The 23,203-nt window shown below is 39.7% G+C and carries 20 protein-coding genes and 2 pseudogenes; 17 read left to right on the top strand and 5 right to left on the bottom strand.

Annotated features, from left to right (window positions below):
• The first annotated feature begins 246 nt into the window (after nt 1–246).
• From AC5WOC_RS11350 to icmF, 6 genes are all read left to right on the top strand, one after another.
• The gene (locus AC5WOC_RS11350) at nt 247–1,422 is read left to right on the top strand and encodes an acetyl-CoA C-acetyltransferase (RefSeq protein WP_496055533.1); all 1,176 of its coding nucleotides are present in this window, start codon (nt 247–249) and stop codon (nt 1,420–1,422) included.
• A gap of 247 nt (nt 1,423–1,669) precedes the next feature.
• A complete protein-coding gene (locus tag AC5WOC_RS11355) occupies nt 1,670–2,533 on the top strand; it encodes a 3-hydroxybutyryl-CoA dehydrogenase (protein ID WP_496055534.1) in 864 nt (287 codons plus the stop codon).
• On the top strand, nt 2,533–3,669 hold the full coding sequence (locus tag AC5WOC_RS11360; RefSeq protein WP_496055535.1) for an acyl-CoA dehydrogenase: 1,137 nt from the start codon (nt 2,533–2,535) through the stop codon (nt 3,667–3,669). The genes AC5WOC_RS11355 and AC5WOC_RS11360 overlap by 1 nt, the downstream gene beginning before the upstream one ends.
• A gap of 16 nt (nt 3,670–3,685) precedes the next feature.
• A complete protein-coding gene (locus AC5WOC_RS11365; RefSeq protein ID WP_496055536.1) occupies nt 3,686–4,834 on the top strand; it encodes an acyl-CoA dehydrogenase in 1,149 nt (382 codons plus the stop codon).
• The gene (gene meaB / locus AC5WOC_RS11370; protein ID WP_496055537.1) at nt 4,831–5,802 is read left to right on the top strand and encodes a methylmalonyl Co-A mutase-associated GTPase MeaB; all 972 of its coding nucleotides are present in this window, start codon (nt 4,831–4,833) and stop codon (nt 5,800–5,802) included. The genes AC5WOC_RS11365 and meaB overlap by 4 nt, the downstream gene beginning before the upstream one ends.
• A gap of 26 nt (nt 5,803–5,828) precedes the next feature.
• Nucleotides 5,829–9,011 (top strand): fused isobutyryl-CoA mutase/GTPase IcmF, encoded by a 3,183-nt coding sequence (icmF, locus tag AC5WOC_RS11375; protein WP_496055538.1) that lies wholly within the window; start codon nt 5,829–5,831, stop codon nt 9,009–9,011.
• 130 nt (nt 9,012–9,141) lie between these two features.
• On the opposite strand, the gene AC5WOC_RS11380 is transcribed toward icmF, so the two are convergent.
• Nucleotides 9,142–9,567, bottom strand: a complete 426-nt coding sequence (locus tag AC5WOC_RS11380; protein WP_496055539.1) for an NUDIX domain-containing protein — start codon at nt 9,565–9,567, stop codon at nt 9,142–9,144.
• A 653-nt stretch (nt 9,568–10,220) separates the two neighbouring features.
• On the opposite strand from AC5WOC_RS11380, the pseudogene AC5WOC_RS11385 reads away from it, so the two are divergent.
• From AC5WOC_RS11385 to AC5WOC_RS11400, 4 genes and pseudogenes are all read left to right on the top strand, one after another.
• Nucleotides 10,221–10,431: pseudogene (locus AC5WOC_RS11385) on the top strand (IS4 family transposase); the annotation flags it as partial.
• A 63-nt stretch (nt 10,432–10,494) separates the two neighbouring features.
• Nucleotides 10,495–11,193 (top strand): response regulator transcription factor, encoded by a 699-nt coding sequence (locus tag AC5WOC_RS11390; RefSeq protein WP_496055540.1) that lies wholly within the window; start codon nt 10,495–10,497, stop codon nt 11,191–11,193.
• Nucleotides 11,190–12,659 (top strand): sensor histidine kinase, encoded by a 1,470-nt coding sequence (locus AC5WOC_RS11395; protein WP_496055541.1) that lies wholly within the window; start codon nt 11,190–11,192, stop codon nt 12,657–12,659. Before AC5WOC_RS11390 ends, AC5WOC_RS11395 begins: the two co-directional genes overlap by 4 nt.
• Nucleotides 12,660–12,748: 89 nt before the next feature.
• A complete protein-coding gene (locus AC5WOC_RS11400; protein ID WP_496055542.1) occupies nt 12,749–13,771 on the top strand; it encodes a TolB family protein in 1,023 nt (340 codons plus the stop codon).
• A 100-nt stretch (nt 13,772–13,871) separates the two neighbouring features.
• Here AC5WOC_RS11400 and AC5WOC_RS11405 read toward each other — a convergent pair whose 3' ends face one another.
• Nucleotides 13,872–14,012 (bottom strand): hypothetical protein, encoded by a 141-nt coding sequence (locus AC5WOC_RS11405; RefSeq protein WP_496055848.1) that lies wholly within the window; start codon nt 14,010–14,012, stop codon nt 13,872–13,874.
• Here AC5WOC_RS11405 and AC5WOC_RS11410 point away from each other — a divergent pair.
• Nucleotides 13,997–14,226, top strand: a pseudogene (locus AC5WOC_RS11410) (Tn3 family transposase); the annotation flags it as partial. The gene AC5WOC_RS11405 and the pseudogene AC5WOC_RS11410 sit on opposite strands and share 16 nt — an antisense overlap.
• 129 nt (nt 14,227–14,355) lie before the next feature.
• Here the strand turns inward: AC5WOC_RS11410 and AC5WOC_RS11415 are convergent.
• A complete protein-coding gene (locus AC5WOC_RS11415; protein WP_496055543.1) occupies nt 14,356–14,964 on the bottom strand; it encodes an NAD(P)-dependent oxidoreductase in 609 nt (202 codons plus the stop codon).
• 179 nt (nt 14,965–15,143) lie between these two features.
• On the opposite strand from AC5WOC_RS11415, the gene AC5WOC_RS11420 reads away from it, so the two are divergent.
• Nucleotides 15,144–15,722, top strand: a complete 579-nt coding sequence (locus AC5WOC_RS11420; protein WP_496055544.1) for a TetR/AcrR family transcriptional regulator — start codon at nt 15,144–15,146, stop codon at nt 15,720–15,722.
• Between the two features lie 620 nt (nt 15,723–16,342).
• Here AC5WOC_RS11420 and AC5WOC_RS11425 read toward each other — a convergent pair.
• Nucleotides 16,343–16,615: a hypothetical protein gene (locus AC5WOC_RS11425; RefSeq protein ID WP_496055545.1), complete on the bottom strand. Its 273-nt coding sequence runs from the start codon at nt 16,613–16,615 to the stop codon at nt 16,343–16,345.
• 659 nt (nt 16,616–17,274) lie between these two features.
• Here AC5WOC_RS11425 and rpoE point away from each other — a divergent pair.
• The 4 genes from rpoE (at nt 17,275) to AC5WOC_RS11445 (ending at nt 22,103) form a co-directional block, all read left to right on the top strand.
• Complete coding sequence (gene rpoE / locus AC5WOC_RS11430; protein WP_496055546.1) at nt 17,275–17,748, top strand: DNA-directed RNA polymerase subunit delta; 474 nt, start codon at nt 17,275–17,277, stop codon at nt 17,746–17,748.
• A 163-nt stretch (nt 17,749–17,911) separates the two neighbouring features.
• Nucleotides 17,912–19,546 carry a CTP synthase gene (gene pyrG / locus AC5WOC_RS11435; RefSeq protein ID WP_496055547.1) on the top strand — a complete coding sequence of 545 codons (1,635 nt, stop codon included), beginning with the start codon at nt 17,912–17,914 and terminating at the stop codon, nt 19,544–19,546.
• A gap of 61 nt (nt 19,547–19,607) precedes the next feature.
• Entirely contained in the window at nt 19,608–21,014 is a 1,407-nt protein-coding gene (locus AC5WOC_RS11440; RefSeq protein WP_496055548.1) for an FAD-binding protein, read from the top strand.
• 129 nt (nt 21,015–21,143) lie between these two features.
• A complete protein-coding gene (locus AC5WOC_RS11445; protein WP_496055549.1) occupies nt 21,144–22,103 on the top strand; it encodes a DMT family transporter in 960 nt (319 codons plus the stop codon).
• 178 nt (nt 22,104–22,281) lie between these two features.
• Here AC5WOC_RS11445 and AC5WOC_RS11450 read toward each other — a convergent pair whose 3' ends face one another.
• On the bottom strand, nt 22,282–22,752 hold the full coding sequence (locus AC5WOC_RS11450) for a hypothetical protein (RefSeq protein WP_496055550.1): 471 nt from the start codon (nt 22,750–22,752) through the stop codon (nt 22,282–22,284).
• A gap of 126 nt (nt 22,753–22,878) precedes the next feature.
• Here AC5WOC_RS11450 and AC5WOC_RS11455 point away from each other — a divergent pair, with 126 nt between their 5' ends.
• A complete protein-coding gene (locus AC5WOC_RS11455) occupies nt 22,879–23,079 on the top strand; it encodes a hypothetical protein (protein WP_496055551.1) in 201 nt (66 codons plus the stop codon).
• Nucleotides 23,080–23,203: the final 124 nt, after the last annotated feature.

A 23,203-nucleotide genomic window follows, 5' to 3' on the forward strand; every position in this document is an offset into this window, starting at 1 on the left:
GAAACAAATTATGGAAAGTATAACGTTTCCACATGTGCTTATTAATGGATAGTTAATGTTGACAAGAATGCGAAACCAAGTGTTTTCTATTTTTCATTGGAAATGGGATATATCAACATGAAAACAATAAAATAATAGTAATTGTGAACAAATTGTAAAAGTTGATACAATAAGGTATTCTTAATATTGATAACGTTTTCATTTGAAAATGAAAAAAGCTTTTATCCTGCTTATAGGGGTGGGAAGATGAAGGAAGTAGTAATTTTAGAAGGTGCACGAACACCCATAGGGAAACTTGGTGGAGCTCTGCATACTATGTCTGCTGTATCGCTTGGTGGAATAGCGATGAAAGAAGCACTGCTCCGAGCAAATGTTTCCGCTGATTTAGTAGATGAAGTGATAATGGGCATGGTTCTTCAAGGAGGAGCTGGTCAAATTCCTTCTCGTCAAGCTGCTCATCTTGGGGGAATTCCATGGCATGTACCGACGGAGACGATTAACAAAGTATGTGCTTCTGGATTGCGGAGTGTCACACTGGCAGAGCAAATTATTCGCTCTGGTGACAGCGAGCTGATCGTTGCAGGCGGAATGGAAAGTATGAGCGGTGCCCCGTACATGGTTCCAAATGCACGCTTTGGTGTGCGAATGGGCAATAGTGAATTTGTTGATTTAATGATTCATGACGGGCTTTGGTGTGCGTTTCAAGATGTGCATATGATCAACCATGGAAATACGACTGCTCGTATGTATCAGATCAGCAGGGAAGAGCAGGACCATTGGGCGGTACGTAGCCATGAATTAGCCAATCAAGCTATCACAGCTGGGATGATTGGGGAAGAGATCGTTTCTGTCGAAGTGAAAAATCGAAAGTCTTCTGTGTTAGTAGACAGAGATGAAGCAGTGCGAAGTACAACATTTGATAAATTAAGAGTATTGCAAGCCGCATTTGCTGCAGATGGAACCATTACTGCTGGAAATGCACCAGGTGTAAACGACGGTGCTTGTGCGATGGTTATCAGTTCACGCAGAAAAGCAGAAGAGTTAGGTATCTCTCCTCTTGCGAGCATTCGCGGTCACGTGACGGTAGCGATGCAGCCGGAGGAGTTCCCAGTGACCCCAGCTTATGCCATACAAAACTTATTGCAAAAATATAATCTACAACTCTCGGATATTGATTTATTTGAAGTGAATGAAGCTTTTGCTGTTGTTCCACTTGTTACAGGGAAAATACTTGGGTGGGATGAAGAGAAAGTAAATATACATGGTGGAGCCGTTGCATATGGTCATCCGATTGGAGCTAGTGGAGCCCGTATTCTGCTCACACTTGCTTATGCATTGCGTCGTCGCGGCGGCGGGATAGGAGTGGCGGCAATTTGCAGTGGTGCAGGGCAAGGAGATGCGGTTTTGCTGGAAGTAAAGTAGCTCTATTCAACGCAAAAGCGCAGATGTGCACCTCAGACAATGGCACAAGTCTCGCTGTGTTCTTAGTCTCGCTTTGAGTGGATGGAGCGTCCTTTGTGTTTTCCAACAACAGACGCGAAAAACATAGCGCAACTTGTCATGTTAGTGGCTTAGTGCGACTTGTGCCTTAGGTGCACACACATCAAGCGACTTTATCCAGCGTTCAAATTTATTTATGCAACAACTGCTATAAGAAAGAAGGATTAACTTGGAAGAGATTCGATCGATTGCAGTGATTGGTGCGGGCCAGATGGGAAGTGGGATTGCCGAGGTGTCGCTTCGCGCTGGATACTCCGTTTTTCTGATAGACGAAAGCAAAGATCAATTGTCACAGGCTTTAACTAAGATTGATCAAAATTGGAGTAAATTGATAAACAAAGCGAAAATGACGGAAAAAGAAAAAGCGATTGGTTTGTCTCATCTAGTGACAAGTTCGTCACTAGACGATACCGCTGCAGCAGGACTGATTATCGAAGCAATTGTAGAAAAGAAGAAAGCGAAAACAAATTTGTTTCGGACGTTAGATAAAATAGCTTCCCCTGGTACTATTTTCGCAAGCAATACCTCTTCCCTTCCAATTACAGAATTGGCAGCGGTTACATCACGGGCGGATAAAGTAATTGGTATGCATTTTATGAATCCCGTCCCGATTATGAAACTAGTAGAAATTATACGTGGACTAGCAACAAGTGAGCAGACCTATCAAATGATATTAAAAGTTTCGCAAAAATTGGGAAAGAAATCGGTTCTTGTTAATGACTTTCCAGGATTTGTTTCCAATCGTATTCTTATGCCAATGATTAATGAAGCTATTTATACTTTATATGAAGGTGTTGCTTCGATTGAGGATATTGATAGTGTGATGAAATTGGGAATGAATCATCCAATGGGACCTTTGGAGTTAGCGGATTTTATTGGATTAGATACTTGTCTTTCCATTATGGAAACATTGTATCAAGGATTTGCTGATAGCAAGTACCGGCCTTGCCCTTTGCTAAAAAAATACGTTGCTGCTGGTTGGTTAGGCAAAAAAAGTCATCGAGGGTTTTACGACTATGGGAGTGGAGTTTGATGCAGTTTACTTTTACACCTGAACAAAAAATGATGCAGAAATTGGTTCGACAGTTTGCAGAACAGCAGATCCCACGTTTTATTCCCAAGATGGAGGAGCAAGAGGAGTTTCCAAAAGAAGTGATCAAGAAAATGGGACAAATGGGCTTTATGGGTATTCCAATTCCAGCTGATGCAGGTGGTGTAGGCGCAGATTTTATCACCTATATTATTGCCTTAGAAGAGTTTTCAAGGGTGAGCGCAACGATTGGGGTGATTCTTGCGGTACATACATCTGTTGCAACGATGCCTATTTTAAACTTTGGGACAAAAGAACAAAAAGAAAAATATCTGCCTGATCTCTGTTGGGGGAGGAAAATTGGTGCATTTGCCTTGACAGAACCACAGGCTGGGTCGGATGCAAGTAAGATTCAAACAAGAGCAATTAGGGAAAAAGATAAGTATCTACTAAGTGGTAATAAAGTATTTATCACAAATGCAGAAATAGCTGAGGTATATATTGTTTTTGCCGTTACAGATACAACAAAAGGGACAAAGGGAATCAGCGCATTTATCGTGGATAAGAATACGCCTGGTTTTTCGTTTGGCAAAAAAGAAAAAAAGATGGGCTTAAATGGTTCTAGTACAGGTGAATTAATTTTTGATCAAGCAGAAGTTTCTATCTCGCAGCGACTAGGTGAAGAAGGACAAGGGTATGAAATAGCTCTTGCGCATTTAGCAGGAGGTCGAATAGGAATAGGAGCGCAAGCACTTGGGATAGCGCAAAGTGCATTGGAACAATGCGTAAGTTTCGTACAGCATCGCCGCCAGTTTGGCAAGCCTCTGGCTGATATGCAAGCAATACAGCATAAGATAGCAGATATGGCGACAAAGATTGAAGCTTCAAGGCTGCTGATTTACAGAGCTGCTTCCTATAAACAAGCAGGTAAAGCATGTAAACAAGAAGCATCCATGGCAAAACTGTTTGCTTCTGATGTAGCAATGCAAGTAACTACAGAGGCAGTTCAAATTTTCGGTGGAAGTGGATACAGCAGAGATTACCCTGTCGAACGATTATTCCGTGATGCAAAAGTAACCCAAATTTACGAAGGAACTAATGAAATTCAACGAATGGTGGTAGCGGGAGCTTGGAAGTGAGAGGGGAAGAACAAGGATGGATTTTATTTGGGATGAAGAGCATGAGATGATGCGGAAGATGGTTAGGGAATTTGCTGAAGAGCAGATCAAGCCAACAGCGAGTATTCGAGATGAAGAAGAGAGGTTTGACCGCAAACTTTTTGATCAAATGGGTGAATTGGGTTTGACAGGCATACCTTGGAGTGAAGATTTTGGTGGAGCTGGCAGTGATTTTTTAAGTTATGTTATAGCTGTGGAAGAATTATCTCGTGTCTGTGCTTCTACTGGTGTTACCTTGTCTGCCCATATTTCACTTGCTAGCTGGCCCATCTATGCTTATGGTTCTGTTGAACAAAAAGAACGCTTTCTACGGCCGCTAGCAGAAGGGAAGAAACTTGGAGCGTATTGTTTAACAGAATCGACCTCTGGTTCGGATGCAGCGAGTATGAAAACGGTTGCGAACCGAGATGGCGAAGATTATGTGCTAAATGGAAGTAAAATATTTATCACTAATGGCGGAGAAGCTGAAATCTATATCGTTTTTGCAGTTACAGAACCATTGCAAAAACACAAGGGTATCAGTGCATTTATCATCGAAAAAGGCACTCCTGGACTCACCTTCGGCAAAAAGGAGAGAAAGTTAGGTATTCGTTCTTCTCCAACAGTAGAAATTATATTGGAAAACTGCCGTATTCCTGCAGAACAAAGACTTGGAGCAGAGGGCAAAGGATTTACCATTGCTATGCGTACATTAGATGGCGGCCGGAATGGAATAGCAGCACAGGCTGTTGGTATCGCACAAGGTGCACTTGATGCAGCAGTAACATATGCAAAGGAACGAAAACAATTTGGAAAAACATTATTTGACCAACAAGCAATCCAGTTCAAATTAGCAGATATGGCCACCCAAATTGAAGCCGCAAGGTTATTGACCTATCAAGCAGCATGGATGGAGAGCAGCGGTTTGGAGTATGGAAAAGCGTCGGCAATGGCAAAATTATTTGCTGGAGATACTGCGATGCAAGTAACGACGGAAGCAGTGCAGGTTTTTGGAGGTTATGGATACACAAGAGATTATCCAGTTGAGCGTATGATGCGTGATGCAAAGATTACACAAATATATGAAGGAACGAATGAAATACAGCGAATCGTAATCGCAAGATACTTGTTGAAGGACTCTAAGTGACACACGAGGTGATCGGTTTGAAGAAATGGATGCAGCTTCTTCGCGAAAAAGATAAGCGAACAATTGCTCAAACCATTAGCCGCATTGAAAAGCAGGATAAAGAAGCGGTGCAAAAACTATTATCCGCACTGTCCCCGTATACAGGCACATCTTTTGTGATTGGAATTACAGGACCTCCTGGCGCGGGGAAAAGTACACTTATCAGCAGCTTGATTGCTTTTTTGCGTGAGAAAGGCTTAACGGTTGGCGTTTTGGCGGTAGATCCCACGAGTCCTTTTACTGGTGGTGCTATTTTAGGCGATCGAATACGAATGAATCGACATGCAACAGATCAAGGCGTATTTTTAAGAAGCATGGCAAATCGAGGAAATGTTGGAGGTCTCTCTAAACATACAAGGAATGCAGTACGAGTATTAGATGCTGCTGGTTTTGATATTGTTCTCATTGAAACGGTTGGTGTTGGGCAGTCTGAGCTTTCTATTACCCATCTCGCTGATTCAATCTGTGTTGTCCTGCATCCTGGTGCAGGGGACATGATTCAAGTTACTAAATCAGGAATGATGGAGATAGCGGATATATATGTTGTAAATAAAGCCGATCAAAGTGGCGCACGCAGGGTAATTGCTGAAATAGAGGACTATCTACAGACTGCTAAAACGAAAAAAAGCGATTGGTTTCCTGCTGTTGTGTCAACAAGTGCACAACTCAATCAAGGATTAGAGTCATTGTGGGAGGCAGTTCAAAAGCATAGAGATTACCTGATGAATTCAGGTGAGTTGGCAGATCAACGTTCTGTACATCTTTCTCAAGAAATAAAGGATGAGTTACAAACTATTTTTGAGCAAAAAAGTCAAATATTATTCAAACAAGCAGAAGTTCAGCAAATGCTTCACAAGCTTCAGATCGGCGAATTGTCGATCCAAGAAGTGATAAAACAATTAGCTGATCATTTGTTTGTAAGTGAGTGAAAATGGCATGAGGGAAGGGATGACAGATGGAACAAATCAAACGTTATCCAAAACATGCAATCCGCTTTGTTACTGCTGCAAGTTTATTTGATGGACATGATGCATCTATTAATTTATTTCGTCGCCTGCTTCAAGCATCAGGGGTTGAAGTGATCCATTTGGGACATAATCGTTCGGTAAAAGAAATTGTAACTACTGCGATTCAGGAAGATGTTCAAGGAATCGCTCTTTCTTCTTATCAGGGCGGGCATGTTTCTTTTTTTACTTATTTGATTGATTTGTTACGGGAACAAGGAGCAGATAAGATTCGAGTATTTGGTGGAGGAGGTGGAGTGATCATTCCTTCTGAGATAGCATATCTCGAGTCATATGGTATCTCGAAAATATTTTCACCCCAAGATGGACGGTCTTTAGGGCTCCAAGGAATGATTAATCACATGATCCAAGAAACAGATTATCCTATCTTGCGGGGCACTTCTTGGCAGGAACAAAATGTACAAGATGAATATGCTATTTCCCGGGCAATAACCTATGTCGAGCAAGGTGGAGAACTGCCCAAGTCTGAAAATAAATCCCCTGTAATTGGTATAACTGGAACAGGGGGAGCTGGAAAAAGTTCTTTAACCGATGAGATTGTTCGTCGTTTTTTAAACGATTTTCCAGATAAACGAATTGGTATATTGTCGATTGATCCGTCCAAACAAAAAACTGGTGGAGCATTGCTTGGTGATCGCATCCGCATGAATTCGATTTATCATCCCAATATTTTCGTTCGGAGTTTGGCGACACGTAAAGCGAGGTCAGAATTGAGCGAAGCAATTGAAAATGCGATTGAAGTTTTACAGCATGCTCATTTTGATCTAATATTTGTAGAAACAAGTGGTATAGGGCAAGGAAATGCAGATATTGTCCCGATTAGCGATTTATCCATTTATGTGATGACAGCGGAGTATGGTTCTCCTTCTCAATTGGAAAAAATTGAAATGCTTGATTATGCTGACTTGGTTGTTATCAATAAAAGTGATCATAAAGGTTCGGAAGATGCTTTACGTGACGTAAAAAAACAAGTCCAGCGCAATCATGAACGATTTCATCTCCCTGTGGAAGATATGCCTGTATTTGCTACAAGGGCTAATCAGTTTCATGATTCAGGCGTCAATCAGTTTTACCTCGCTCTCCTTCAAAAAATCAATTCTATCTCTGATATAACTTTTGCAATGAATAAAAAATGGGACGAGGTCAAAAAGCAAAGCTGTTCCATCATCCTGCCTGAACGAGCACATTACTTACGAGAAGTTGCTGCTGCGGTGCGTGATTACCATCAAGAAAGTGAAAACCAAGCTCAAATAGCTACAAGTTTATATCAGATCGATGGAGTTTTGAAGCTGGACTCTGAAATAGAAAAGTTAAAAATGAGAAGCAGTGAATTATGGGAGCAGTTGAGTGTTTCCAGTAGAAACTTGCTTGCTGACTGGTCGTCTTCACAGGAAAAATATAAACAAGCAGAATTTATTACCCAAATAAGAGAGAAACAAATAAAAATACCATTATTTACGAAAACACTTGCTGGCAGTAATATTCCAAAAATTGCATTCCCAACTTTTCGTGATTGGGGAGATCGATTGCGTTGGTCATATAAAGAAAATGTACCAGGGAAGTTTCCATTTACCGCTGGTGTTTTTCCATTTAAACGTCAAGACGAAGATCCGAAAAGGCAATTTGCGGGGGAAGGTTCTCCTGAAAAAACGAATCGACGGTTTCATTATTTATCAAAAAATGATGTGGCTAAGCGGTTGTCTACTGCTTTCGACAGTGTCACATTATATGGGGAAGATCCAGCAGAGCGCCCGGATATTTATGGGAAAGTGGGTGAATCTGGAGTTAGTATTTGTACTCTTGAAAATATGAAAACATTGTTTGCAGGATTTAATTTGTGTGATCCACATACAAGTGTATCCATGACGATCAATGGACCAGCTCCAATCCTGCTAGCCATGTATTTAAATACTGCAATTGAGCAACAAATCAGTTGTTTTATCCAAGCTCATCATCGAAAACCAAATAGAAAAGAAGAAAAAGAAATTTTTGAGCAAACGATGCAAAAAGTGCGCGGTACCGTACAAGCAGATATTTTGAAAGAAGACCAAGGGCAAAACACATGTATTTTTTCTACAGAATTTGCTCTTCGAATGATGGGGGATGTCCAGCAGTATTTTATCGATCACCATATCCGCAATTATTACTCTGTCAGTATTAGTGGCTATCATATTGCAGAAGCCGGAGCAAACCCAATTACACAACTGGCTTTCACATTGGCAAATGCGTTTACTTATGTGGAGTACTATTTGAGCAGAGGGATGAAAATCGACGATTTTGCCCCGAATCTGTCTTTTTTCTTTAGTAATGGACTAGATGCAGAGTATGCTGTGATTGGCAGAGTTGCTCGCCGTATTTGGGCGGTCGTCATGAAACAGCTGTATGGTGCAAATGAACGCAGTCAAAAACTAAAGTACCATATTCAGACTTCTGGACGGTCGCTGCATGCCCAAGAAATTGACTTTAATGATATACGTACTACCTTACAGGCATTATTAGCCCTGCAAGATCAATGTAACTCCCTCCATACCAATGCTTATGATGAAGCAATCACAACCCCAACCGAAGAATCTGTCCGCAGAGCGATGGCAATACAACTTATTATCACAAAAGAGTTGGGGATTGTTAAAAATGAAAATTTGCTGCAAGGTTCATTTATTATCGAACAATTGACTGACTTGGTAGAAGAAGCTGTTCTGAAAGAATTCGAGCGCATCAGTGATCGCGGGGGAGTACTGGGAGCGATGGAAACGCAATATCAACGCAGTAAAATTCAAGAAGAATCCTTGCTCTATGAAACGAAAAAGCATACAGGAGAGCTTCCGATTATCGGTGTTAACACATTTGAGAATCCAAATAGTGAAGGGCAAAAGGCAAAGATGGAGCTGTCGCGGGCAACAGAAGCAGAGAAGCAATCACAAATCGCACATGTACTTGCCTTCCAGCGACAACATGAAATGGAAGCTGCCAGTGCTTTGGAAAGGCTGAAGAAAGTAGCTCTTCAAAATGGAAATATATTTGCAGAGCTGATGGAGACAGTCAAAGTTGCCAGCCTTGGCCAGATAACAAAAGCGCTTTATGAAGTAGGAGGGCAGTATCGGCGGAATATGTAGTGTCAGGGCGCTTTCTATTTGTTTATTCATATGAAATTGGTGCGGGGTATCTGTTGTCATATCCAGATACCCCACTGTTTGCGTTTCTTACATAGATCAAATCAGCAAGGAACGCGAGCAAGAGCGAATACTAAATCTTCACGCCTGCGCGCTTCAAAGCATCACGAAGAATCGTATTATGGTCAAAGGCGAGGGTCTCTTTCAACGCTTCGGTCACCGGAATCCACTCGGCCTTTCGTGCGTCGTCGCCTGCTTTTGGCTGTGGCATGCCGGGAATCACGACCACAAAGGCGTCGCTGGCGACATCCCCCCTTGGGTCACGTCCGGGTTTACCGTATTGACCGACCTTTGTTAGGGTGACCTTCACCTGTAGGTTTACCTCTTCGTAAGTCTCACGCCTAGCTGCGGTCTCGGAGTCTTCCCCCGGCTCAACGTATCCGCCAGGCAAGGCCCTCTTCCCCTTATACGGATCCCAACGTCGCTCGATGAGCAGCACATACCAAACACCGTCATGCTCGGTCAACATAATCATGTCGGCCGTGTCTGCCTTACGCATTTGTTTCTCCTCTATCTCAGTCACGAATAGGCAATTCTCATTATAAATCATATAGTCGCTTTGTTCACACTATTTTTCTTATTTTTATGTGTATTGGTTTCAATAGAGTAGAGAAGGAAAAAAGCCTTTTCCTCGAGAATGAAAGTCGAACGAAAATGCTGATTGAGACCGATAACTTCGAGCGCATCGACACCAACGAAGACGTTGAGGTTATCGAAGACAACTTCGGGACGATTGTCACCTCCAAGGGAGTGAAGATCTACGGAATCAACAATAAAGAGATCACCGCCACCACTGTTTGAGTGGGAATAGGCATATCAATACTGATTGCATCAAGTTTATCTGATCGATATGTCACTTGTCGGGTGATCTTTCCCATGTAGTAAGGTCACCCGGCTCCGCTTTTATCCTATCTTTCATCTAACTAACGGAATAAAAAAGGGTCATATGCACATCAACCTAATAACAAAATAATTCCCCAAAAACGAAAAGATACGCTATTCTTTCTCTATGACTAAAAAGGGAAGGGATAACGTGTTTTTCTGTGAATGTTTCCATCCAAGAAGGACTTCATTTTTTTCCACAAGTATTGAAAAAATATCTTACCTACGAATTCGCTTCTAGATCCTTAACAGAATATTATCCAGACGCCGGGGAGTTGTTATACCGCTGTTGTGAAAGTTCAATTGGAATATGACTTACTTAGTGGCCGTTTTTGAATCTAAACGTAGGATTTGGAAAAAAGAACGACAAAACGTTTGTACCACTTGCTTATCCACCTTCCAACCGGGAGACTTGTGTATACGGAGACCTTGCTATTTTTCGTTAGAAGATCTGGAACAGATGGATGAGCACCGATCTTTTATTCCACGAAAGATGGGATGAATAGAGTGAATATAAGAAAGTGTTTTAAGAGAGGAGATAATAATGCAGACAAAGATATTGGTCGCAGATGATGAAGTGAGTATGACAGCGATTCTTTCCTATGCACTGCGCAGGGAAGGTTACCAAGTTGACGTTGCACACGACGGTGAAGATGCATTGCAAAAGATATATCAACAAAAACCCAAGGTTGCTCTTTTAGATGTAATGATGCCAAAGATGAGTGGTTATGATATTTGCCGAAAGCTGGAATCACAAAAGGATATAGGTATTATTTTACTTACAGCCAAAAACGATATTGTAGACAAAGTAGTAGGAATGGAATTGGGTGCTGATGATTATATTACTAAGCCTTTTGATATACGAGAAGTATTAGTAAGAGTGAAATCTTTACTTCGCAGGCTGCACAACCAGCAGGAAGAGAAGATCGAGGAAGGCATTCAAATCGATGATCTAGCAATCAATAAGAAAAATAGAGAAGTAACAATAAAGGGAAGAGGTTTAAATTTAACACTCAAAGAATTTGATCTATTATTTTTATTATTGAAGCATGTAGGTAGAGTATATACAAGAGATGAATTGCTTGAGTTAGTTTGGGGTATCGAATATATGGGTGGAACCCGGACAGTAGATATTCATATTCGCAGACTGCGGCAGAAGCTAGGTAAGTCATATGGTTGTCTGATTAAAACAGTACATGGGATTGGATACAAAGCCGTTCATACATTGGAAGAAAATATATGAAAAACAGTATCAAAATAAATTCTAGCGTTTTTTTGGCACTTTTATTAATTTCAACCGTATCTTTATTAGGTTTTTTGATTTTAAAAGAAATAAAAGAAGATCAGAAATCACGACAAGAATCATATTTACAAGAACAAAGTAATATTGCAAATGCATACATCGAACAAACGATCTTGTCTGACCCAGCTTACAAAGATGATTACGATCAACAGCAGAATATTCTTCGTAAAAATGGATCACAACTAGCAATGCAGTTAGGAACGGTTACAGGGATGCATGTTGTGCTCTATGATAGGCGAGGGAAAATGATTGGAGATTCCGTATCTTCCATCGGTACAAAAATAAGTAAAAAACTTATCCTATATGGACTGAACAATAAAATAGCATATCAAACAATAGGAGATACACTCTATTATGTAGCGCCGCTTAACAATGGACAAAATGGCGTTATCCAATTTGAGTACTCTCTGCAAGAAAGCACTCGTTTTTACAATAAAATGAAGAACTTGTTTTTGCAAATCGGTACCGCAATTGTAATCGTTAGTTTTTTGATCGCTTATTTATACTTTTACCGTATAACAAATGGAATTTTACTTTTAAAAGAAGCAACAGAGAAAATCGAACAGGGTGATTATCCAGCAAATATTTCGTTGAAGCGATCTGATGAGCTTGGAAAGTTAAGTCAAGGTATTTATTCAATGAGCAATCGAATCGAAGAAAACGTGAAAAATATGCAAGCGGAACAAACAAAATTGAATTTAGCTGTGGCAAAACTGCGGAAATTAGAAGCTCAACAGAAAACATTTATCGGAAATATTACCCACGAATTCAAAACACCTCTTTCCATCATTCTTGCATATATGGATTTACTGGAGATGTATGCGGATGATCAATCATTGGTACAAGATGCGAGAGAAAATGTGAAAAAAGAAGCACAACGATTGTATGATATGGTGGAAAAAGTTTTGCATTTAGCATCTTTTGAACGATATGATTTTGAACTTCAACAGGAAAAGTTAGAATCAAAAGAGATATTGGATGAGCTCTGCGATCGAATGAGAGGCAAAGCACAAAAGTTCGATGTGACTATTGTTTCCGATTTGCAGCCAGCAACACTTTGGATAGATAAAGAAAGTATGTACCTTATTTTCATTAATTTACTAGACAATGCGATCAAATACAATGTTCCCAAAGGAAGTATTACGCTCCGTAGTGAGGTGAAAAAAGACAGGCTCTTCATCCTTATAAAAGATACAGGTATCGGTATTCCTCAAAAATCGCTAAATAAAATATTCGATCCATTTTATATTGTCAGCAAAGATCGATCCAAACTTTCTGGAGGAACGGGTTTAGGGTTAGCACTAGTCAAGCAGTTGGTTGAAAAACAGCAAGGTACGATTGAAGTTAGTAGTATTGATCAACAAGGAACAGAAGTGCATCTCTCTTTTCCGCTTTGTGTAAAATAATTAGTTTACATTTCGGAAACAATTCGGTTTTTATTTCGAAAATACTTCACCATAAGATACAGGTAGATCAATTAGAGGAGAGATGCACAATGATGAAGTGGTGGAGAACAACGGGAATCAAGACAATTATTTTGGCAACAACAATTATGTTTACGGCAACTGGATGTAATGCAAATGCAGATGGGATTATTGTAAAAGAAAACAACAATATTTCCACTAATAAAGTTGCTATGAAAAAAATGGACACATACAAAAATGTTCATGCCGAAGGTTGGCTAGACAATGACCATGTGCTCAGTCAATTACATCAATATGATCTGAATACCAAAAAAACAACCTCATTATACCCTGAAGCAAATTCCGTGATGGCTTCTGCACTTTCGCCAGATAAAAAACATCTGTACTACAACAGTACGGATAAAGACGGCAGAGACTTACATTTTATCTTGGATTTGGTGACGAAAAAGAGAGTGGTGATTGCAACTGCTGATGGGGCGATAGATCCCTATGACGTCCATTGGATAGACAATGAGCATATAACTTTTTCGAATGAGAAGCTCGAAAGTTATATGTCTGATGTCAATGGCAAGATTACAAAGCTTGATCAAGGAAGTATGACGAACGTAACGAAGGCTCAAAACGATATGTTTTATATAAAAGAAAGGAAGCTATATGTTTGGGATACGGATACCAATCAAAAGAAACTGCTGATGGACAATGTGGAGAATTATACACTTTCGCCGGATAAAACAAAGTTAGCTGTTGAGAAAACCGAAACAGACAAACAATCCCTTATCACAATGGATATAGATGGGAAAAAGCAAAAAACAGTGATGGAAAGTAAAATGGTTGGTGGAGTTGGTTGGTCCCCTGATTCTAGTAAACTCGCATATTCTGCAGTGAAAAGCGAGCAGTCAGCTCAAACCGAATTATATGTAACAGATGTAAATAGTTTAAAATCGACTCTTTTATCCGTTAATATTTTTTCTTTCTTTAAAAGTGATCCAGTTATTTGGAGTCCAATGGGAGACAAACTTCTCATAAATGGTTACATCAGTGGTTCTTCTGAAGAGACCAGTCCTCCTTCTCTGTATGTTATTTCTTTTAAATAAATGCTAAAGGATCGAATGACCGATTTCTATTTGAAAATCGGTCATTTTTCACCATGCTGTTAGGTGTTATTATTCTGCTGAAATATCAAAGTTTACTTCTTCAAATTACTTCTCCATTCGGGCTGTAAATAAGAGCATTGCATATTTTCAGGATAGGTTCTCCTAATGATAACAACATCGGTTCAATACAGGGAGTTACGCCATGAGCGAGCGCTTTGTAATAAACGTAAAGTATCGGCATTATCCCTTCAATTGCTTCAAAATTGCGCTTAGTCTATATGAATACCTTAATGGTTCAAGAAGTTCTTTATGAGAGCAATCAATACTGGTTGAAGAAAATGATACCAGAAGACTTTAGGGGATTATCTCCCTTGTTTTATCATCATGTTAACCCGTATGGAACTTTCAAACTGAATATGGAAAAGCGAATAACCATTAAATTGGATGTAGCTTAATTTATAAAAAAAGGCGGGTTATCTTATTGGAGTATCCCGCCTTTTTTACTGATTGATCCATGAGTTAGCAGATTAATCAAGAAACGATATCATCTCAAAGGACAATGGAATGGATCGTTAAACGAAAAATTAATTACTAATAGCGGGAGATTTTTGGATAAATCTTGTATCATTTACTTGTTCAAGAAAAAACGCTGCCATATCGGCACGTGATAGACCCGTTTGGATTTCTCCATGACCATAGTAGCCAACACTGACCTTATTTGTTTTCAATTTATTATTAAGAATAGGAACCCGTACTAATGTCCAATCTAGATCTGTTGAACGTATCATTTCAGCTGCGTTTAATACTTCTTGATATGTTTTTGGGATCGTCACTTTTACAAAAGTGACCAAAGCCTTAAATTTTATATCAAGTTGATCTTTTGGATCAGTTACACTAGGAGTAGACACCGCAATAATGCGTCGTACTCCATGCTTTTTCATCGCAGAGAGTATATTTTTTGTACCAATGCTAACTGCTCCAACCAATTCAATAATCACATCTGAACCACTCACAGCACTTTCAATGGACTTTAAATCCGTCAGTAAACCTTTTACTATCGTTAATTGATCATGTTTTATTTGGAGTTTTGCTGGATTACGAGCATAGGCAGTGACTTGATGTCCTTCTTCTAGGGCTTGTTTAATAAGTATCGTTCCGGTTTTTCCAGTAGCTCCAAATACAGTAATTCTCATGTTTTCACCTCATATAAATTTATAGATAAATCAACAGATGCTGTTTAATTCATTCGGATTACCTATTATGTTAATAGAGAACAAGTAGCTGAACCATTAGCAAAACAACCAAAGTGTTGGATAAACAACAGATATAAAAAATTGACGTTATCTGTTTCATAAAGGAGGAGAGAGGATCCATGACTATTCATGTGAATGTAAAAGATCCTCGTGTCAAAAGAACACGACAATATTTGAAGCAAGCTTTTTATGACTTGATTTCAACAAAAGACTTTGAGAATATTACGGTTCGCGAAATCACAGATCAAGCAGGGGTAAATCGAGCTACTTTTTATAGTCACTTTAAAGATAAGTATGATCTGCTAGATGAAACAATTGATGAACGATTTAGCGGAGAAATTTCACGATGGATTGACATAGATACTGCAATGAATGAAGAAACATTACGTAACCTTTTGTTAGGTGTTTGTCATTGGCATTCACATTTTCGCCCAAAATGTATGAATCGTGCATTCACTTTTGCATTTCATATAGAAGCGAATGTAAAACAACTTTTGTACAACATTATTTTTTCTTGGATTCAACAAACGAAAATCACTCACTTGAAAAAACGAGAAAGAATGGAAATAATCGCAACTATGCTTAGTTGGTCGATTTATGGAATTACCTTACAATGGGCAAACGAAGGAAGAGCAAAAGAAGCCGAATCTTTAGCTAACGATGCATTACCACTCATTATGAGTAGTGTATTTAGGTAATCTAATATAGATCTCTTAAGCAGAGGATTTATTCACATACGAAGAATTTTGAAACATAACATCATTTTTGTTTATTTTTTTTTACCATTTTAGCTACAATATTTATCAAAAAGGAAACATAATTGATGAAAAGAGTGTATGAATTCGATGAAACATAATTTATCAGAAGAAGATCCTCTTCATTCGTTCAACAATATTTGATCTCGCATGAAAAATCTCCAAACACGATTTTCTCTTATCTATCTTCTGTGAAAGCATACATTTGGTGGTTTCAAGATCGATTTCAGAAGGTTCCACAGCAGTTGTTTATGGAGAATGTAGCAGATTATAAAGTTTTCCTTCAGCAAAGAGAGATTGCTCCGAGTATGATTAACTCTTATATGGCTGGTTTGCGTTCTTGGAATGAATATCTGATTCAAACATCCTGAAGTAAAACCACATGTAGCCAATAGATAAGTCAGGTTGGATCGAGGGTTAGTTAGGAAGTGTAGAAGTGTTATCGAATCAATATTTTGAAGATAGATATAAGCAAACGGTTACAGTTTATGTTGAATGTATGAAATTAAGACATAGAAATGGAGTTGGCTGCGAACAGTATCGTCCGCAGCCATTTCATCTATCTATTCCTTCGTTTTTGGAGGACGCCCTGTTCTTCCTTTAATGATAATCTCCGACTGGATTTCTTTCTTACACTTGGGGCATGTTTCGCCGTCTTGGATGGTGTGAGTGAGCTCCAAAATTTTATGCTGAAAATTACCTCGACGGGAATTTTCTAGCATTTCTTGAAAAGCTTTTGGCGTGCGGTTAATACAATATACCGCTTTGTTTCCATTTCTGCGGTTTTCTACTTTATAGACGTAGTGGAGTTGATCTGACCGCTTTCGAGAGCGCACTTTGTCTCCTTGTCTGGGGATAGATGGCTCTTTTACTGTAACAAATTTCGACTTGATTTTCTATTTTTGCAAGCAAAAAACCAGTTACCTGTGAAGAGATAACTGGTTTTTATTTATATTGTCGATCATTATCTACGGGTCGTCGAGGGATTGTTCTCCTGGTATGGAGACAATGTCGACGTGTGTTCACACCGCTCGAGAGTTTCACTCGAATATGGTTCACCCTTTTCAGGTCGACCTCCCCCCCACGCATCGACTCTAAGTAAAGTGAACTCTCACTTAGAGGAGCGTGCATGCCACCACATCCTCGAGGGTTTTGCCTGCCCTCGATTCAGTAGTACCTATTGGCATGGGCATTTCTGGGGGGTGGGGGACCCGAGCAATAGGGTGCTCAGGTGTGAAGCCCTCCGTGTCATAAAACCACGGAGTCCCTGCCTTGACTGGATGTCATAGGCAGGAATTCAGACACAAGCGGCTCTCTTGTGTCTTCTTATAACTAGAATATATAATAAAGCGAAAAGTAAGTCAATAATCGCAAAGTATTTAATCTTATACAATTTTTGCATGGTGCTCTTTTTTTATCACAACTGGTTTGACTTGGTTCTTAATTTGGATACAATAAGTTGTACGAGCTTTATTTAGAGGGGATGAGCGGATATATGGGAAACGCGCAAGTGACCGAAAAAATTCGTGAAACGGCAATGGTCGATTTAGCATATGATCTTTTGAAATCATCACGGGAACCGATGCTGTATCGGGATATTATGAACTCTATCGCGGGCCAAAAAGGATTTACAAAAGCAGACGTAGAGCAATACATAGCACAACTGTATACAGAGATTAACATTGATGGACGTTTTGTTTGTGTTGGGAGAAGTCTGTGGGGCTTAAAACACTGGTATCCGATAGAAACCTCCACGGATGCTTCTATTGTGGCAAATGTGAAAGATGATTATGATGCAGACCTAGATGATGAAGATTTATTTGGTAACGATGATGATGACTTCACAGATGAAATTGATGACTTAGAAAGTCGCGAAGATTTTGATGATGATCATGATGATGAAGAAGAAAGTTTTGCAGGTGAAGACGATGCAGATGAAGATGATGAGGAAGAAGAAGAAGATTATTAAAAAGGAAGTATAAATGCTTTATTGACAAAGTAAAGTTCCTTCTATAAAATACTTGTTGGGCTCCACAAGAGCGATAAACTGTGGAAATTCGAAACGCCTCTCTAATTTGGAGGGCGTTTTTTCTATTTTATTGGGAATCATAGGTAAATGGGAGGATTATAACATGACCAAGTATATTTTTGTAACTGGTGGAGTAGCTTCTTCCTTAGGAAAAGGTATTACAGCATCTTCATTAGGACGACTACTAAAAAATCGTGGTTTAAAAGTTACCATTCAAAAGTTTGACCCATACTTAAACGTAGATCCAGGAACAATGAGTCCATACCAGCATGGAGAAGTTTTTGTGACTGATGATGGTGCAGAAACGGACCTTGACTTAGGGCATTATGAACGTTTTATCGATATTAATCTCAGTAAGAACAGCAATGTAACAACAGGGAAAATTTATTCCAGTGTCATCAATAAAGAACGTCGTGGGGATTACTTAGGGGCTACTGTTCAAGTGATTCCTCATATAACGAATGCGATTAAAGAACGTGCTTTTCGTGCAGCCAAAGAAACAGGTGCAGATGTATTGATCACGGAAATTGGCGGCACAGTCGGAGATATTGAAAGTTTGCCTTTTTTAGAAGCGATTCGGCAAATTAAAAGCGACGTAGGTCGTGAACATGTCATGTATATTCACTGTACTTTGGTTCCTATGTTACGGGCGAATGGTGAGTTGAAAACAAAACCGACCCAGCATAGTGTAAAAGAATTACGCAGTATTGGTATTCAGCCAAATGTTATTGTGTGCCGTTCGGAAATTTCGCTGTCAGAAGAAATGAAACAGAAGATTGCATTGTTCTGTGATATTGATCGCGAAGCAGTTATTGAAGCATTGGATGCAGATACATTATATGAAGTACCATTAATGTTACAAGAAGAAAAATTAGATGAAATCGTTGTTCGTTATCTGGGACTGAATGCTGGACCTGCGGATATGACGGAATGGGAAGCATTAGTGCAGAAAGTAAAAAATTTAAAACACGAAACAAAGATTGCGATTGTTGGGAAGTATGTTTCCTTGCCTGATGCTTATTTAAGTGTAGCAGAGGCACTCCGTCATGCTGGTTTTGAAAGCAACAGTGACATCTCCATCAAATGGGTGAATTCGGAAGATGTAACAAATGAAAATGTAGATGAATTACTTGGTGATGTAGATGGTGTGTTGGTTCCTGGTGGATTTGGTGATCGCGGAATAGATGGAAAGATTATTGCTACACGCTATGCAAGAGAAAATCGTGTACCATTCTTCGGCATTTGTCTTGGAATGCAGTTAATGTGTATTGAAGGTGCACGCCATGTTCTCGGTTTAACAGGAGCACATACTTCGGAGATCGATCCAAAAACTCCCTATCCAATCATCGATCTATTGCCTGAACAAAAAGATATTGAGGATCTTGGCGGAACCATGCGTTTAGGGCTTTATCCTTGCAAAATAGTAGCTGATACATTAGCAGAAGAAGCATACAAAGATGATCTGATTTATGAACGCCATCGTCATCGTTACGAATTTAATAATCAATATCGTGAGCAAATGGAACAAGCGGGTTATGTATTCTCTGGTACTTCCCCTGATGGCCGTCTAGTTGAGATTGTTGAATTGAAAGATCATCCTTGGTTTTTGGCATCGCAATTTCACCCAGAGTTTACTTCAAGGCCAAACCGTCCCCAGCCATTATTCCGTGATTTTGTAGCAGCTGCATTAAAATGCAAACTAGGACAAAATTCCAAGGAAATGATTGAAAGTAATTAATAGCATACACCATCTGTCGCAAAGATAGATGGTTTTTTATTTGAAGTAAGGGTGATGACAAGTGTATGATGTGACGATTATTGGAGCGGGAGTAGCTGGCGTATTTCTAGCATACACTTTGGCGGATACGGGTCAGAAAATATTGTTGATCGATAAGGGGAAAGCATTAAACGATCGATTTTGCCCCTTGGAGCATGGACAAGCCTGTGATTGTCAAACTTGTGATACCTACCTTGGTTTTGCAGGGCTTGGAAAATCAGAGGGGAAATTTAATTATTCCAGTAGTTTTGGTGGAGAGCTGGAACGAAAAACAGGAATAGATACCTTCCAACAGTTGATGAAGGAAGTAGATGATATTCTTTGCCGATTTGGAGGAGAGAAAAGACAAAAGTATTCTACTGAAAATACTTTTCTTTCCATGCTAGCGGAACAAGCTGGATTGCAAATGATCGATACGGAAGTGAGGCATTTAGGAACTGCATTATCTTTTGATGTTTTTCAGCAACTTTACTTGTACTTACAACAACACCATGTAGATATGCAATTTCAAACAAATGTGTTATCTATTAATCCCCAACAAGACCATTTTTTGATTACCAGTGAACATAGAGGCTTTCTCACCAAAAAAGTAGTTATTGCTACTGGAAGAACAGGTGTAGATTGGTTAACAAATATTTTACAACCGTTAGGGATAAAGCAAACGGAAACCCGAGTAGATATGGGAATTCGTGTGGAGATGAAAGAAAAACAGTTTCGTTCTATTTTGCAAGAAACATTTGAAACCAAGCTCGCCGTTCGAGAAACAAATCATACTGCTATGACTTATTGCATGAATCCCAGAGGACGCGTCGTGCGAAAGTATCAAGAGGCTTTGGTCATGCCTGATGGACAAAATTATCAAGAGAAAACAGAAGAAGGAAGTAGGAACTTAAATTTTACTCTATTTGTTCCTCAGTATTTTTCTACTCAAAAAGCGGCAGATGACTATGCTCATAAAATAATTAAGGGGATCAACCGAGGCAGAGATCGTATTGTGGTTCAAAGGTGGGGTGATTTGATGCAAGGAAAATCTACAATCCCCCTTCAGATAAAAACAAATGAAGTAGAACCTTCCTTAGAGGCTGAGTGTGGAGACTTGTCGGTTGAGATTCCTTCTTTGTACATACGCATGTTACAAACCTTTTTTACTCGATTGGAACATTTTATCGGCCAGCCTATTCACGACGATACATTGCTTTATGGAATCGATGCTAAGTTTTATGCTCCGATGATGGAGACAGATGTTGATCTGCAAACGGCAATACCAGGGTTATATGTCATTGGAGATTGTTCTGGGATCACCAGTTCTTTATCGCAGGCAGCTGCAAGTGGCATTTATGTTGGGAATCGGTTGATACACAATATGCAGGCAGTATCCAATCTTTTTTCTAGCATGAATCAATTTGTAATAAACAAAAGCAAAGTATAGTCTTTTTAAAGTAATTTATTTATCGTGAATAGGGAGAACGATACAATAATAGTAATACATTACACTTGTCCATTCAAAGGATTAGATCTAAGAGGTATTGCGCATCTGAAATTTCAAGGAGGAAAAAGAATGGACGCAGGAACAAATAAAAACTTCATTCCTTATTTGCTGTTGCTTTTTACTATGATCTTCTGGGGAAGTGCTTTTACAGGAGCAAAACTTGTGGTAAGTGAAGTTCCGGCAGAAGTAGGTGCTTTTTTACGGTTTGGTTTTGGAGCCATCTTTATGTTTCTTATATTGTTTTCTCGACAAAAAGGCAGAAAAGATGCCGTATCAATAGAGAAAAAATATTGGTTTCCCATTGTACTGCTAGGAATTTCAGGGGTTGCACTTTATAATTTATGCTTTTTCTGGGGTGTTACGTATTCATTTGCTTCTGATGGAAGTAGTATTGTACCTACAATAAGTCCTGTAGTAACCACTATTTTAGCAATAATATTTTTAAAAACCAAATTGAAGCAGCAGCAAATTGTTGGACTTATTATTTGTTTGATTGGTGCGAGTATTTATTTTATGGGAATGAATCATGCAGGGGACGCTTCTCATCGTATATTGGGAAATCTATTCTTTCTTGCATGTGCATGTTGTTGGGGATTTTATACGATATTAGGCAATAAAGTGCTGACAACATTAAATCCGCTATCTGTTACCGCATATGCGACGTTAGTTGGAGCAATTATACTCGGCTTGATTGCACTGCCGAAATTGGTTTCCATCAACTGGAGCACGCTTGGACTCCATTTTTGGTTATTGCAGCTTTATTTGGGTTTTTTCTGTACTGCACTAGCGAATTGGTTTTATTCACTAGGAGTAAAACAAATTGGGGCATCAAAAGCCTCTGCTTTTATGTATTTTGTGCCGATAAATGGTCTTTGGATATCTATGGTATTTTTACAAGAGACGTTGTCCATCATACAACTTATTGCCATACCAACCATGTTAATCGGAGTCTGGTTTGTAAATAAACGATCTGCAAAACATAAAGTTAGTATAGAAGATAACTCTATTAAAATGAAAACAACATCTTGAACAAAGAATAACCCTCTCTTTCCATGATATTCAATGGAGCAGCGAGGGTTTCTTTTTATAAATTTAATAAACAATATATTGGAACTATTCTATACAGGTGTTACATTAAATTCGCTCCCTAGTATCAGCAGTAGAATTTTCTCTTTCGAGATTTCCGTTACCGAGACTAGGGTGCTCGTCAGGAGAGTGCGAGTCCGTAGTAGGACTGGTACCTCTTGTTTCCCGAGATGAACTCCTGCCAAGCGGGGAATGCCTCCTTGATCGGCTTCTGCGCCTCGACGATGATCTCGTTGATTCGCTGCATTGCTTCGAACGCCTGATCCAGTTCCATGACGGTGTCCTCGAATTGGATCTGCTGCTCAAGATTGCGGCATACTTCGTTGATCGCCGCTTGCATGGTCAACTCTTCGTCGGACAGCGAGAACGGCGGGAACAGGCGCTCATCCTCAACATAAAGGAGCTCAAACCGCACTGCGAGATCCTTGCTGTGCCACTTGTGCCGTCGGTCGAACGAGATCAGCGGCAAGACGCCTTCGAAGGAGAAGATTTCTTGTTCATCTCTGTTCCACGGCTTAGGAAGTACCCGGAATCGTCCCTCGGAGACGGGGGTGAGCATAGCCGGAACGGAAACGAACGGCATGATCTGCATGCCATCCTCCTAAGGAGTGATCGGTTAGGATTTGTATCTATTATATTGGAATAACAGTGAAAAAAATAGTATTTTTCATTTGCAGTAGAGTAATAAGTAGTAAATATACAGATGGAAGGGAAGACAGTGGTCTACATCACGCTGGAAGAGTACCTCGAGTGCCGGATGGAATCACTGAGCACTGGGAAGGACACCGCAGCGAATCGAGCTTCTTGGAAAAGGCTGGAGGAGCAGATCGACCAGGCTACCCTTGAAGAGCGCTTCGGCGAGATGGTGGATTCTTCCACTGGTCAGCCCATGCAGGTGAACTTCAGCTATAGCACCTGAATCCCCCTTCCTGCCCAGGTTGTGAGCCATGCATGCGCATAGAACTCCTTCTTGGGACCCGACATACAATGCTATTTATACACAAAAAAACAGAACCAATGAAAGGTTCTGTTTTTTTGTGTAT

The organism is Shimazuella sp. NTD247 (assembly GCF_059510415.1).